Raw genomic sequence first — 16135 nt, 5'->3', positions numbered from 1 at the left:
GTCGTATAACAAAGATCAAAACTTACAATAAATTTATATTTATTTGATAAGGACTAAAGTCTGCATTATGTGGTTAAAATAAAAGTTAATGTTAAATAATTAAGTCTTTTTTATTACAAATTGTTGATTGTTAAATAGTGAAAACATCTTAATTGTGCACTAAGTCAAGTATTGCAAAAATTCTGATGTTATGTTGTTTTAATTGTAAATGTTAAGATAACGCGCTTCTTTTTAATTCGAAAATTGATAGATAATTTTTGGTCAGAATTATAAAACTCATTGATATTGTATATTTAATTAATCTTTACTAGGTTTTGTTTTGTCAACTATTGAAATCTTCAGTATTTCAATAACTAAATAACACAAATATCTGATTTACAGCATTTTTTATGAAAAATTTCAAATTGTAAAAGAACTCTTACGGAGACATGTAAATAGAATGTTAAGATTAACTTGTTGTAGTGAATTAGGATGTAATGTCGTAGTTTTATCAGTATTCATAATAAAAAATCTAAAATCTTTATTTACTCTTTACGTGATAAGCGAGTTAATATTTTTGGAGAAAATAAGAAAGATAGATTTGTTTAATCATTTATTGCCAATAACTAAAAAAAAAGATCAGTGAAAATTTATAAAAAATGTAATTTAAGGAATACTAATATAATTATTGTAATTGGTCTTTTATTCCTAGTACCTGAATTTAGTTTTTCTCAAAATAAAGGAGATCAAGAGTCTTCTGATATTATTGAAAGGAAGGTAGATTCATTACTTTCATTAATGACAATTAAAGAAAAAATAGGACAGCTCGTATTATATAACGGAAGTTGGGATGTAACAGGACCACCTTCTGATGTTGGTAATAAAGAAAAATATGAAAAATTAAAAAACGGAGAGGTTGGAGCTATGCTTAATGCCACCTCAGTTGCTGGAACAAAAGAATTGCAACGAACTGTTGTTGAGAATTCCAGATTAAAAATACCGTTACTTTTTGGTTATGATGTCATACACGGTTTTAAAACAATTTTTCCTATTCCTCTTGGTGAGAGCGCAAGCTGGGATCTAGAGGCAATAACTAAGTCTGCTTCTATAGCTGCAAAAGAAGCAACTGCTTCTGGTATTAATTGGGCATTTGGACCGATGGTAGATATTTCTAGAGATGCTCGTTGGGGACGAATAATGGAAGGCGCAGGAGAAGATCCTTTTTTGGCTTCAAAAATTGCGGTAGCAAGGATACATGGTTTTCAAGGGGATGATCTATCCAAAAATACAACCTTAGCTGCTTGTGCAAAACATTTTGCCGCTTACGGATTTGCAGAAGGAGGAAGAGATTATAATACAGTTAGTATTGGCGAATATGAATTACATAACACCGTATTACCACCATTTAAAGCAGCAGTAGATGCAGGTGTTGCTACTATGATGAGCTCTTTTAATGAAATTGATGGGATACCTGCTACGGGACATAAAGAATTACAGCGAGATATTTTAAAAAACAATTGGAATTGGGATGGTTTCATAGTTTCTGATTGGGCGTCCATTGCCGAAATGATATTTCATGGATATGCAAAAGATAAAACACATGCCGCAGAACTAGCTATGAATGCTGGTAATGATATGGATATGGAAGGAAGAGCTTATGAGGCAGGTTTAGAACAATTAGTAAAAGACGGTAAAGTAGACGAAAAACTGATTGATGAAGCTGCTAAACGAGTGCTTAGAGTTAAATTTAAGCTAGGATTATTTGATGATCCGTTTAGGTATTGCGACGAAGAGCGAGAGAAAAAAGATGTATATACAAAAGAACATCTAGAAGCTTCTAGAGATGTAGCGAGAAAATCTATCGTTTTGTTAAAAAACGATAATAATGTCTTACCTCTTAAAAAAGATATAAAAAGTATTGCGGTAATAGGTGCATTAGCAGATGATAAAGATACTCCTATTGGAAGTTGGAGAGGAATGGCAACACCCAATTCTGCGGTTTCACTTTTAGAAGGAATTAAAAGTGCTGTCAATGAAAGTGTAAAAATAGCTACAGCTAAAGGAGTTGAAGTTGGTGTAGGCGAGCGGAGTTTTGTACGTGATTTAAAAGTAAATAGAGACGATTTTAAGGGAATTGAAGAAGCGGTAGATGCGGCTAAAGGAGCAGAAGTTGTGATTTTGGCACTTGGAGAAGAAGCTTTTCAATCAGGAGAAGCTAGAAGCCAGGTGAGTATAGAGCTTACTAAGCCGCAACAAAAACTGTTCGAAGCAGTACATGCGGTTAATAAAAATATAGTAGTTGTTTTAATGAATGGTCGTCCTATGGTAATTGCTGATATTGCAGAAAAAGCACCTTCAATAGTCGAAGCCTGGCATTTAGGTTCAGCATCCGGAAATGCAATCGCAGATGTGTTATTTGGGGATTATAATCCTTCTGGGAAATTACCAGTTTCTTTTCCAAGAAACGTTGGTCAATTACCTCTATATTATAATGTGAAGAATACTGGAAGACCTTCAAATGCGGATGGCATGGTGTTTTGGTCACATTATACTGATGAGAAGAATGATGCTTTATATCCTTTTGGACATGGATTAAGTTACACAAGTTTTAAGTATAAAGATCTAAAAATAAGCGCTCCTTCTTTTGCTTCTGGAGGGAATCTCTCAGTTTCGGTAACGATTACAAATACAGGTGAAAGAAAAGGTAAAGAAGTAGTGCAATTATATATTCGAGATTTAATTGGAAGTTTGACACGTCCAGTAAAGGAGCTTAAGGACTTTAAATTAGTTGAACTAGAATCAAAAGAAAGTCAAACAGTAACTTTTAATATTGATGAAAAAACTGTTCAGTTTTATACCGCTAATAAAAAATGGGAAGCGGAACCAGGAGATTTTAAGGCTTTCGTAGGAGGAAGTTCAGCTACTAATCTTGAAATTGATTTTTCTTTTAAAAAATAAATAATGCAAAAGTTATATATAATAGTATTGATTCTAATTGTCGTAAGTTGTAGTTCAGAATCAGATAAGGGAGATGAAAAGTCAACGTCAGAAAAACCAGCAATGAGCTCAGAAATAGATAAAAAGGTAGCAGCCTTGCTTTCTGAAATGACCTTAGAAGAAAAGGTTGGTCAAATGACACAAATTACACTGGATGTAATTACAAAAGGAGATAATCAATATAGTTCTTCGCAGCCGTATGAGTTAGATTCTGCATTAGTTCATAAAGCAATTCATACGTATAAGGTAGGTTCTATATTAAACACTCCAGGAGTGCCTCTATCAAGACAAGATTGGTATAAGACTATTAAAACGTTTCAGGATGAAGCGGCAAAAACTCCAAGGCAGATTCCTATTATTTATGGGATAGATGCCATTCATGGAGTTAATTATACAATTGGTGCAACATTGTTTCCACAGCAAATAGGATTAGCAGCAACTTTTAATAAAGACTTGGTTAAAGATGTGGCAAAAATCTCGGCTTATGAAACCAGAGCTTCATCAATTCCTTGGAATTTTTCTCCTGTTTTAGGGTTAGGAAGAAATCCATTGTGGCCTCGATTATGGGAAACGTTTGGAGAAGACGTGTATTTGGGAAAAACAATGGGTGTGGCCATGGTAGAAGGCTATCAAGGAACTCTTGGTGATCCAAATACAGTTGCTTCTTGTATGAAGCATTATTTGGGTTATAGTGTTCCTCTTTCTGGTAAAGATCGTACACCAGCATGGATACCAGAAAGAGAATTAAGGCAATATTTTTTACCTGCCTTTAAAGAAGCAGTAGATGCTGGTTCCGTCACTTTAATGATCAATTCTGGAGAAATAAATGGAGTTCCGGTGCATGCTAGTAAGTTTTTGCTAACAGATATATTGAGAGGTGAATTAGGTTTTGACGGGATTGCGGTTACGGATTGGGCAGATATCAATTATCTACATACACGACATAAAGTTGCAGAGACTATAAAAGATGCTATAAAAATATCTGTTAATGCAGGAATTGATATGAGTATGGTACCACATGATTTTGAATTTATAGAATTGTTAGTGGAACTTGTAAAAGAAGGGAGTGTTTCTGAAGAAAGAATAGACAATGCCGTTTCTAGAATATTAAAAGTTAAAATGCAATTAGGGTTATTCGAAAACCCAGTTACGAATCCAAAAGAGTATCCAGATTTTGGATCAGATAAATTTGCGGCAGTAAGTAAAAAAGCAGCGATAGAATCTATTACGTTATTGAAAAATAAGGATAACATTTTACCTCTACAAAAAGGGACTAAAATATTAGTAACGGGGCCAACTGCTAATACTATGAGATCATTGAATGGAGGTTGGTCTTATAACTGGCAAGGTAGTGAAGCGGATAATTATGCGAAAGATAAAAATACAATTGCAGAAGCTATCGTAAGTTTAGGGAATACTTTCATGCAAGGAGTTTCTTTTGAAGGGAAAAATGATATTAATGCAGCAGTGAAGGCTGCGCAACAAAGTGATGTTGTGTTATTGTGTTTAGGTGAAAACTCTTATACGGAAACACCTGGGAATACAAATTCTATAATAATGCCAAAGGATCAGATTGAATTGGCAAAAGCCTTGTCTAAAACCGGAAAAAAAATAATACTTGTTTTATTAGAAGGAAGGCCGATTATTTTTAATGAAATAGAGCCATTGGTTGATGCGGTTTTTCTGGGATACCTTCCTGGTAATCATGGAGCAGATGCATTATCAGATTTACTATTTGGAATAGAGAATCCATCAGGTAGATTGCCAATAAACTACCCGAAACATCCACATGCTTTTGTAAATTATAATCATAAGCATTCAGATAATATTTCAGTTCCTAATTATTATGATTCGGACTACGATCAGCAATATGAATTTGGCGATGGGTTATCATATACCAGTTTTGAGTATAGTGATTTATCAACAAACGCAACAGAAATGGATCAGGATGGATCTATCGAAGTTTCTGTAAAAATCACAAATACAGGAAATAGAAAAGGAAAAGAAGCAGTATTACTCTTTATTAGTGATCTTTATGCTAGTATAACACCAGAGGTACGTGCTTTAAAAGGATATGAAAAGATAGCACTGAATGAAGGGGAGTCTAAAGAGGTTCTATTTACAATTACAAAAGATGAATTATCTTTTGTAAATGAAAACATGAAAACTATTGCAGAACCAGGGGATTTCGAAATTAGTATTGGAGATTTGAAGAAAAAAATAAAGCTTAAATAATTTATTATGATTCAGTATTCGTTTTTTTTTACGAAAAAATGAATATTGATTACTTATTAATATTCCACAAACAACTTGTTTGTGAAATGTGTTAAGATTTTAATGGTATATTTGATAGGCTTACTTATGTTAAAACTCATCCAATGTGTCGTTTTTTTATTTTAATTTCTTTTTTGTCCTTCTCCGTTTTTTCCCAATCTATAAGGAATAAAACCTTGCCAAAAATTACCCATTATGATACTAAGAATATGGGCTTTAATGCTCAGTCTTGGGATATTAAACAGGATGAAAACGGTCTAATCTATATTGCTAATGGACGTCAGATTTTGATGTTTGATGGAACCGATTGGTCATCTGTAACCACTAATCCAGAAATGGTTAATAGAAGTTTATTTGTTAAGAATAAAGACACTATTTATTTTGGGGCGGATGGACATCATGGTATGTTAATTAAAAATGGGTATGATGACTACAATGTACAACCATTAAGGAATAGTAAGAAAGATGTGGTGTCGGATATCGAAGAATATTGGAGAACCCATTTCGTTAATAATGAAATTATCTTCCAGACATTTAGAAATTTATATGTTAATCAAGATAATATAATTACCAAAATCCCTGCGCCATATCGCTTTAAATGGAGTTATAAGGTAGATGATCAGGTATATGTTAATGACCTTAAATATGGGGTTTTCAAACTGAAGGAAACAAACTTAATTCCTGTGGTTAGTGATTCAAGCTTAAATGAGAATATCATTGGTGTCACAAAGGTTAATGAAGATTTAATCATTATTACGGATACAAAAGGGCTTTATAAGCTTATTGGAGATCGGTTGATTCCTATCAATTTTCCTATGTCTGATGAAGTTGAAAAGGCTCAGATTTTTTCTTTCCTTAAGCTTAGTGATCATAGAATTGCACTTGGTACTGTTTCTAATGGGCTATACATATTAGATCTTAAGACAGGCAAAACAGATAATATCAATAAGCGCAGTGGGTTGCAGAATAACACCATACTTTCTATTTATCAAGATGACGAAGATAATCTTTGGTTAGCCTTAGACTATGGAGTGGATTATATTAAATTAAATTCACCTCTCACCTATTATTATGATTACTATGGAGAATTGGGAGCAACTTATGCATTAGTAAAAGAACAAAACTTCTCATACCTAGGAACCAATCAAGGACTATACGTTACTAATAATAAAGCGGGAAATTCTAATGATGCTTTAGAATTATTACTTAATGGACAGGTATGGAATATAGAAAAGGTTGAAGGTGAAATATATGTTGGACACGATAAAGGAGCTTATGCTTTAGATGGAAAAGTTTTAACAAGAATGGGAGAAGATTTGGGTGCTTGGAATTTTAGGAAATATCAAGTGCCAGAACAAAATGATGTTATTGTATCAGGAAATTATAATGGAATCTCATTATATCAAAAGAATGGAGATGAATGGGAAGGGTATAAATTAAAAGGTTTTGAAAAATCAGGAAGGTATTTAGAGGTTGATGATGAGAATAATATTTGGGTAGCGGTAGGGTCCGATGGAGTATTTAAATTTAGTTTAGATTATGACAATAAAGAATTAAAAAATCTTGCTTTTTATCCAGTAAGTGACTTTGATGGAAAAAAAATATCACTTTCAAAAGTTGAAAATAGGATTGTTGTAACTTCTAATTTTCATTCGTACACGTATTCGAGTAAAGAAAACACTTTCGCAAAATCTGAAATTGGAGTAAATAGAGGACGTGCTCCAAGAATATTTAAAAAAGGAGATGAAATCTGGTATTTAGAAAATGATAAGGTGGTTGTAGAAGATCAAGCAGGTCTTACTGTATTACATGAACTAAATGATCAATTGATTCCTGATGTTCTTCATGTTTTTTCATTGGATGAGGAACGTAAAATTATTCCTGTTTTTAATGGTTTTGCTATGTATTCCAAGGGTAGAAAGACAATGTCAAAAAATATAGAAAATGATGTTTTGATCAGAAATTTCGTTTCGGTGAATAGTGGCAAATCGTATACTTCGGGTTCTGAAATACCATTTTCTGATAATGATCTAAAAATTAACTATGCGCTCCCTATTTATGGTCAGGAAATAGAATACCAGACTAGTTTGAATGATGAAGAGTGGGGTAAAAAGACTACAGCAACCGAACAAACGTTGTTTAATCTTATTGAAGGAGAATATATATTTAAAATCAGAGCGGAATATAATGGAGATTTTCGAGAAAACACTTTTAAATTTAGCATAAAACCTCCTATCTATAGAACACATTGGGCATATCTTCTGTATCTGTTTTTGTTCTTGTTATTGATTATTTCCGTAATAGGAATTAATCGACATAAATTGAAGAAGCAAGAGCGAATTTTGTTAGAGCAAAAAGCAGAAAAACTTCATAAACAAGAAGAAGAACATAGGGCTCAGAAATTAGAACAAGAACATAAAATTATTGAGCTAAATAACTCAAAATTACAGGATGAGATAAAGGCAAAAAGCAGGGAACTTACTCAAATTGCTTATGTGAATTTAAATAAAAATAAAATTCTCAAGAAAATAAAAGATAAGATTGTCAAAGTACAAGGTTCTTCTGCTCAGAAACTGCCAACTAATAGTTATAATGAATTGGTAAGGTTGGTAGATTATTATATTACAGATAAAGAAAGTAAGCTGTTCGAAATTAATTTTGATAAATCACATCAAGAATTTTATGAAAAGCTTTCTAAAAATTATCCTAATCTTACTTCCAAAGACCTAAGGCTATGTGCATACTTAAAAATGAATCTTTCTTCTAAAGAAATTGCCCCACTATTAGGAATAAGTTCACAAAGTGTAGATGTTAGCAGGCATAGATTAAGAAAAAAGCTTAATTTAGGCTCCAAAGATAATTTGACTAATATTCTTATAAGTCTTAAATAAAGAATTTCTAATAGTAAGGTCATGAGGAAAAAGGTTACCCTAAAACAGCTTGCAAAAGAATTGAACCTATCTATCTCTACGGTTTCTAAGTCATTAAAGAATGATTCAGAAATAAGTCAGAAAACTATCAATAGAGTTCATGAATTGGCTAATTTCTATAATTATAAACCAAATGCACTGGCAGTAAGTCTAAAAAGTAATAAAACTAATACAATTGGGGTCTTATTACCAGAAATTCTAAATCATTTTTATGCAAAAGTATTATTCGGTATTGAGCAAGAAGCTTCCAAAAATGGATATAAAATTGTCACTTGCATAACCAATGAGTCTTATGAAAAGGAAGTGGAATACGTAGAAATGCTTAACTATAGTAGTGTTGATGGTTTTATTTTGGCATTGAGTAAAGAAACGCAAATGCTTAATAAGTTGGATCATTTAAAGGATTTGAAAAGAGACAACGTGCCTTTGGTTATGTTTGATCGTGTAAGTGAAGAAGTAGACTGTGACAAAGTAATTGTAGATGATAAGCATGCATCAAAAACTGCAGTTCAGCATTTAATTATGACTGGATGTAAAAAAGTAGCGGTGATTTCTACTATTTTCGATCTTAGTGTAGGTAAATTAAGGTTAGAGGGAGCTCGTGAAGAAGTTTCGATGCACGATGGAGTTACGTTGATAGAATTACCAATAAAAAATATTGAGACTGAAGAAAAAGAGATAGAAGTTTTTATTAAAAATAATGAGATAGACGGAGTATTGGGATTGGATGAAACTGCAGCAGCTATTGCAATAAATATGGCTAACAAATTGGGTTATAAGATACCAAAAGAGATCTCTGTGATCGGTTTTACAGATGGTTTATTATCAAAACACTCATATCCTAAATTAACTACTGTTTCTCAACATGCAGAAGATTTGGGCGCAAAAGCAGCAAAAATGTTACTCGACCGATTGTCTAATACCTCAGATACATCAGAAAATAAATATAAGACAAGTACGGAGATTGTTAAGACCTCATTAATACTAAGGGATTCTACGAATTAGTGTTGTAAAATTACAAATGTTTTCTTTTCCTAGCCTACCGCAGTAATGGCTAGTTTTTTTCTGTAAAGGTGGTTAGAAGCTTTTATTTGGAAATCAATATATCCAATAAACGGAGCATTTCTAAGAATATATATGTACCGTATATTTCTGCAACCGTATTATGAATAAATGTCGTTGTAGGGCTAATTCTTTATAAGTAGACGTTTTTTGTATTTTTTTTCGAAAAACTGAAAATTCATTTTCAAAACCCTCAAGATATTTATGTCTTGATAATATGTGTTAAGTGCTTTCTCGTTCAATTAATTTAGTATCCAATTGAATTATTCTTTTCTTATGATCTACATCATCAGACTCATTTAGTTGATTAATAAGAAGTTTTGCGGCTTTTTGTCCCATCTCGAAACTAGGTTGTGATATACAGGTTAATGCTGGAACAAATATTTCTCCTAAACCTAAATCTCCAAAACCTATTACAGCAACTTCTTGTGGTATTTTCTTTCCGGTCTTTAACAATGTTTTCATGGTTAATAAACCATAATTATCCGTACAGGCAAAAACAGCATCAGGAGTATGGGATAAATGATTAAAGAAGTCAAGAATTTCTTTATCCTCAAATTCTCTATGAAGGGAGTTGCAGTGCAAAACGAGTTCTTCATAGACAGGGATGTTGTACTTTGTTAATGCAGCAATATATCCTTTGTATCTATCCTGAAACACCTTCTTTTGTTTAATGCCTCCAATGAAAGCAATCTTTTTTTTTCCTTTTTTGATCAGGAATTCAACAGCTGCAAAAGAAGATTTTTCATCATCTATCTTTACATGATCAGCTCCAGAAACTTCTTCTCTGATATTATCAAATAACACCATTGGCATTCCTTTACTAATCAAATCATTAAGATGTTCTACATTTTTAGTTTCATGAGTAGGCGATAGAATAATTCCATCGACAAGACCTCTTTCAAAAGAAATAAGATTTTCTTTTTCGAATTCATAGGAGTTTCTAGAAGAACTAATAAGTATTTTATAATTATGATTTCTGGCATATTGATCAATACCTCTGCATACTTCAATAAAAAAAGGTTCATCGTATCGAGGAATCAGAACTCCAATGATATTAGTTTTACCGGAACTAAGGCTTTTGGCAATTTGATTTGGCATATACCCCATCATCTTTGCCGTCTCTAATACTTTTTCTCTAGTACTCTGCTTTACTCTAGGGTTTTTGTCTAACGCACGTGATACTGTTGCAATAGAAACGTTAAGTTTTCTTGCAATATCCTCAAGTTTTACTCTTCTTTTTTTAAAACCCACTAAAATTATTATTAAAAAATTATCAATGAATCGACTGTTTTGCTAAAAAAACAATAATACAAACGTTTGTATTATTTTTAGTAGAAGATTTACTTTCCTAGTAAACTATTTGTTATGAAATTTGTAATAAGATTAATTATTATAAAAACAAGTAACCTTAAGATTTATTGAATATTAAGTTTTATAAAACCTTCCCCCAAAATAAGCATTCAAATTTTCGTATTTGAAAGACCTATGCTAATTTATAATAAATAATGTTAAGACATCTATTTTTTAAGAAATTGAAATGTAGTTTGATAAGAAGCTTATCGATTGTTTTTCTATAAATGTATAGAAAAATGCTAAGTATATGTCTATATAAAATCTATACTTAATCGATTACTTTCTTTATTTTTTGCCTTTTAATCGAAAGTGTTTTTTGAATCTAATTGATTGAATTTCAGCATATTGAATTTCATTATATATACATATGTTTAAATTGTATAGTTAATGTAAAGATTTAGGTATTTGAAGTTCTATATAAATATTATTGTAGTTTTGATAAATAAATAACTCAATAAATGTGAATACTTGTGTATTTTAACTTTTTTTTTATTGATAAGTTGTTTGTGGTAAGCTTAAGTCTATATAGAGCCTATATCCTTAGTTGGTTAAGAGTAAAGTATTGTTTAAAATCTAAAAACATATTGAGTGAAGCTTACTTGGTTTAAAAAAGGAACTATTTATCAGATATATCCTCGAAGTTTTAATGACAGTGATAATGATGGTATCGGTGATTTAAGAGGGATAATAGAAAAACTAGATTATATAAAAAGTTTACATATTGATATTATTTGGTTGAGTCCGATTTTTAATTCTCCAAATGATGATAATGGATATGATATTAGTGATTATTGTTCGATTATGCCAGAATTTGGTACTATGGATGATTTTGATGAATTATTAAAAGAAACCCATAAAAGAGGGATGAGATTAATTTTGGATCTTGTTGCTAATCATTGTTCTGATGAACATAAATGGTTTGAAGAAGCTAAAAAATCGAAGGATAGTCCTTATAGGGATTATTTTCATTGGAGAAAACCTGCCCTTGATGGTGGGCCTCCAAATAATTGGAAATCCTTTTTTGGGGGAAGTGCTTGGGAGTTAGATAAAGCCTCAGGAGAGTATTATTTACATCTCTTTACTAGGAAACAACCTGACCTTAATTGGGAAAACCCTAAGGTAAGAGAAGAAATTTATGATGCAATGCGGTTTTGGTTAGATAAAGGAGTTGATGGATTTAGGATGGATGTTATTCCTTTAATATCAAAACCTGTTGGATATCCAGATGCACCCGATGTAGGTTTTAGAAAGATTATTGAAGAGGTGTATGCAAATGGTCCTACCGTTCATAAATACCTTAATGAGATGAACGAAAAAGTTATTAGTAAGTATGATGCCTTCTCGTTAGCAGAAGGAGTAGGAATTAATGAGACCAAGGCTGGACTCTATGTAAATGAGGATAGAAAAGAATTAGACATGTTATATCATTTTGATATTCTCGAATGCACTATTGTAAATGGAAAATTTGAAGAAGTTTCTCCGTTTGATCTTGTTCAGATGAAAAAGATTTTTAAAAAATGGAGAGGTGTTATAGATAAAACGGGTTGGATTGCTAATGCTATGGGTAATCACGATTTCGCTAGAATGGTATCTAGATTTGGAGATGATAAGAGATACCATGTAGAATCTGCTAAAATGTTAATAACAATGTTGTCCACCCAAAATGGTACTTTGAATATTTATCAAGGAGATGAGATCGGTATGACCAACATATCCTTACAAAGTATTGACGAAGTAAGAGATATACAATCATTAAATTTTTATAATGAAAATAAAGTAACTAATAGGTATTCAGAAGAATTAGCCTTAGAAATGATTAATAAAGAAGGACGCGATAATGCAAGAACTCCGGTACAATGGAGTGATGAAATAAATGGCGGGTTTTCTTTAAAAGAACCTTGGTTGAAAACTAATCCAAACAGTAAGGATATTAATGTTGGGAGTCAGGATGGTGATCCAAATTCGATATTAAATTTTTATAGAAGCTTATTAAGAACCAGAAAAAAACATGATGTATTTGTATATGGAGATTTTGAAGAGCTAGAATTCAATAATCCTAATTTGTATATCTATAAAAAAGTTCTAGGTCAAGAAAAAATCATGGTACTCCTTAATTTTAGTGATTCAGAGGAATCATTTGATATCGGAAATAGTATGAATGAGGCTGAGATTCTTGTGAATAATTATAAAAACTTAGAAATTAAAAATGATAAGGTAATTCTAAAACCATACCAAGGTGTGATATTGGATTTATAATAAAATCAATGTATAACAAATATGAATATAGTAGAAAGTGAAATTAGTTTTTGTTTGTTAGCAAAGGGGTTTTTCTGATAGAAACTCTTTTGGAATAGGTAACATAGGGGCATCTTAAATTGTAACTTTTGTTTGCAAATATTTATTTGTGGTTACCAATGTGTCGATTGTTCTAGTATGACTAAGATGCCCCTGTTGCTTAATTTTTTTTGGAGAAAAAGCATATTTTTTTAACTATAAAAGCAATAATAATTAACAACTAAATATTTAAATTTAATCAAACTCTAAATTATGAAAAGTATGATACTTAAAAAACTCATGTTTCTTTTAGTATTTATCTCGGGGAATATGATGTTTGCACAAATCACGGTTACAGGGGTAACTTCTGATGCGAATGGTCCCATACCTGGGGTAAATATCCTCGTAAGGGGTACGACAAATGGGGCAATCTCCGATTTCGATGGGAACTATACATTAAACAATGTGGCAGAAGATGCTACATTGATTTTTAGTTATATTGGATTTCAGTCCAAAGCAATTCCTGTTAATGGTCAAACGACCATAAATGTTACTTTACAAGAAGATGCAGCTGCACTGGAAGAAGTAATAGTAATTGGGTATGGTTCTATAAGAGCTAAAGATGCTACTGGTGCTGTAGCGTCTGTGAAATCTGAAGACTTTAATCAAGGAGTAATCTCTTCTCCTGAGCAATTGATTCAAGGTAAGACTGCTGGAGTACAAATAACACAAACAAGTGGAGAACCAGGAGCAGGGGTTAATTTAAGAATTCGTGGAACATCTTCGGTTCGAGCTAATAATAATCCATTATATGTGGTTGATGGGTTCCCGTTAAATGGTTCCGATACTTCAGCGGGTACGGGTGGTGCAGATATTGGAGGTGCATCAGCTAAAAATCCTCTTAATTTCTTGAACCCTAATGATATCGCAAGTATCGATATTTTAAAAGATGCATCTGCTACTGCTATTTATGGTTCTCGTGGAGCTAATGGAGTAGTAATAATAAGTACAAAACAGGCAAAACAGGGTGTTCCATTGCTAGAGTTCTCTACATCTGTTTCTACAAGTAGTGTGTCCAATAGAATAGAATTGTTAGATAGAGAAGGTTTTTTAGCAGCGCAATCTTCTCTAGGTGCTGACCTAAGTGTGTTAGACCAAGGTGCTGATACAGATTGGCAGGATATTATTTTTAGAAATGCCTTTTCTACAAATTATAATTTGGCTTTTGGTGGAGCAAATGAAGATGGTGCATATCGATTCTCAGTAGGTTACTCAGATCAAGAAGGTGTGGTTGAAAATAGTGGTTTAGAGCGATTAACTGCTAGATTTAATGGAAAATACAATTTTTTTGATGACAAACTTAAATTAGAGACTCAATTGACAGTTTCTGATAATAGCGATGAAAGGGCGGCCATTGCAGATAACGCAAATGCCCGTGGAGATTTATTGTCTGCGGCTTACTATTCTAACCCTACTTTAGCACCATATGGAAGTGATGGATTGCCAACACCAACAGGGTCTCAGGAACAATTAAATCCAGCGGCGTTATTACTCTATATTAGAGATGATACTAATACATTTAGAACTTTTGCTAATTTATCAGCAGAATATGAAATACTAGAAGGACTATCTTTTAAAACTTTAGTTGGTGTAGATAAATCGGTTTCTACAAGAGCGGGAGCTTATTCTTCTGATTTAGTAATGAATGGAGTTGAAGGTCTTGGTAGAGCACAGATTGATGATCTAAATTTGACAACAAGTTTGTTGGAAGCATATTTTAATTATAATAAGGATATAGGTGAAGATCACTCGGTTGATTTTTTATTAGGATATTCTTACCAGAAATTTAATGCAGAAACAAGAACAACTATTGCTGCAGATTTTAGATCGGCTGACCCAGAATTTATGCTAAACAATATAGGTTCAGCAAATGCATTTGGTGTAAATTCTGGAGATTTTACGGATGAATTACAGTCCTTTTTTGGTCGTGTAAATTATTCGTTTAAACAAAAATATTTATTAACGGCTACATTTAGGAGAGATGGTTCAACACGATTTGGTCCAAATAAGAAGTACGGGAATTTTAGTTCATTTGCGGTAGCTTGGAGATTATCTGACGAAGATTTTATTCCTGAGTTATTTTCAGATCTAAAACTAAGGACTGGGTATGGTATCACCGGAAATCAAGAATTACCTACTAATAGGTACGTAGAAAGAACTCAGTTTGGGTTAGGAAGTATTGATAATAATGGTGTTTTTATTCCAGGTGGTGAAGGTACAGTCTCAACCGAGAACTCTGATCTTCAATGGGAACAGACATCTCAGTTGAATATTGGTTTAGATTTTGGACTTCTAAATAATAGAATTACTGGATCTGTTGATTTTTATCGAAAGAATACTTCCGACTTGTTGATATTAAGTAATGCTGCAGCTCCTTCTGAAACTCCTTTTGTCTTTACTAATTTAGATGCAAATGTAATAAATCAAGGGGTAGAATTTTTAATTAATGTAAATGCTATTAATAAAGAAAACTTTAGTTGGGATTCTTCATTTAATATTGCATTTAATAAAAATGAAATTACTAATTATAACCAAAGTCCTCTGGATACAGGTGCAATTGATGGCCCAGGATTAACGGGTGCGTTTGCACAAAGAATAGATAATAATCAACCGTTATATGCTTTTTACTTAAGAGAATTTATTGGTTTTGATGCAAATGGTCTAGCTGAATATGAAGGAGGTGTTGATAATCAAAAATTCACAGGTGATAGCCCATTACCAGATTTTACATTAGGATTCTCTAATAATTTCAGATACAAGAATTTTGATTTAACTATATTTTTAACTGGACAGTTTGGGCATAAAATTTATAATAACAATGCTAATGCATTGTTTACGGTAGCAAACTTGTCTCAGGGTAGAAATGTATCAGCGGATACCGCTTCATTAATTGGGACAGAAGATCCGTTTAATGCAGGTGATGTTTCTACAAGATTCCTGGAAGATGGTGATTTTTTAAGACTTCAAAATGCAACTTTAGGATATAATTTTAATGTTGATAATATTAAAGCAATAAGCAAATTGCGATTAAATGTTAATGCACAAAATTTGTTTGTAATAACAGATTACAGTGGACAAGATCCTGAAGTGTCTATAAATAAACAAATAAACGGAGTGCCTTCCGCAGGAATCGATTATACAGCCTACCCAAGAGCCAGAACCTTTTCGTTAGGATTGAATGTAACTTTTTAGTAACTTATTAG

General features: G+C 32.3%; 7 protein-coding genes. 6 read left to right on the top strand and 1 reads right to left on the bottom strand.

Annotated elements, in window-relative coordinates:
• Positions 1 to 621: 621 nt before the first annotated feature.
• The 4 genes from bglX (at position 622) to Q0975_RS07025 (ending at position 9185) form a co-directional block, all read left to right on the top strand.
• A complete protein-coding gene (gene bglX, locus Q0975_RS07040) occupies positions 622 to 2937 on the top strand; it encodes a beta-glucosidase BglX (RefSeq protein WP_299434764.1) in 2316 nt (771 codons plus the stop codon).
• Positions 2938 to 2940: 3 nt separating this feature from the next.
• On the top strand, positions 2941 to 5211 hold the full coding sequence (locus Q0975_RS07035; RefSeq protein ID WP_299434762.1) for a glycoside hydrolase family 3 N-terminal domain-containing protein: 2271 nt from the start codon (positions 2941 to 2943) through the stop codon (positions 5209 to 5211).
• A gap of 215 nt (positions 5212 to 5426) precedes the next feature.
• Positions 5427 to 8141, top strand: coding sequence for a LuxR C-terminal-related transcriptional regulator (locus Q0975_RS07030; protein WP_299434760.1), 2715 nt, complete (start codon positions 5427 to 5429; stop codon positions 8139 to 8141).
• Positions 8142 to 8162: 21 nt separating this feature from the next.
• Positions 8163 to 9185 carry a LacI family DNA-binding transcriptional regulator gene (locus tag Q0975_RS07025; RefSeq protein ID WP_299434758.1) on the top strand — a complete coding sequence of 341 codons (1023 nt, stop codon included), beginning with the start codon at positions 8163 to 8165 and terminating at the stop codon, positions 9183 to 9185.
• 279 nt (positions 9186 to 9464) lie between these two features.
• Here the strand turns inward: Q0975_RS07025 and Q0975_RS07020 are convergent, their stop codons facing one another.
• Positions 9465 to 10496: a LacI family DNA-binding transcriptional regulator gene (locus tag Q0975_RS07020; protein ID WP_299434756.1), complete on the bottom strand. Its 1032-nt coding sequence runs from the start codon at positions 10494 to 10496 to the stop codon at positions 9465 to 9467.
• Between the two features lie 690 nt (positions 10497 to 11186).
• On the opposite strand from Q0975_RS07020, the gene Q0975_RS07015 reads away from it, so the two are divergent.
• Together Q0975_RS07015 and Q0975_RS07010 are read left to right on the top strand one after the other, a co-directional pair.
• Positions 11187 to 12854 (top strand): alpha-glucosidase, encoded by a 1668-nt coding sequence (locus Q0975_RS07015; RefSeq protein WP_299434754.1) that lies wholly within the window; start codon positions 11187 to 11189, stop codon positions 12852 to 12854.
• Positions 12855 to 13145: 291 nt separating this feature from the next.
• Complete coding sequence (locus tag Q0975_RS07010; protein ID WP_299434752.1) at positions 13146 to 16124, top strand: TonB-dependent receptor; 2979 nt, start codon at positions 13146 to 13148, stop codon at positions 16122 to 16124.
• The last annotated feature ends 11 nt before the right edge of the window (positions 16125 to 16135 follow it).

The organism is uncultured Aquimarina sp. (genome assembly GCF_947500065.1).
In the GTDB taxonomy this organism is placed as follows: domain Bacteria; phylum Bacteroidota; class Bacteroidia; order Flavobacteriales; family Flavobacteriaceae; genus Aquimarina.
The sequence above is the reverse complement of the archived record's forward strand: the minus strand, read 5'-3'. Positions and strand labels throughout refer to the sequence as shown.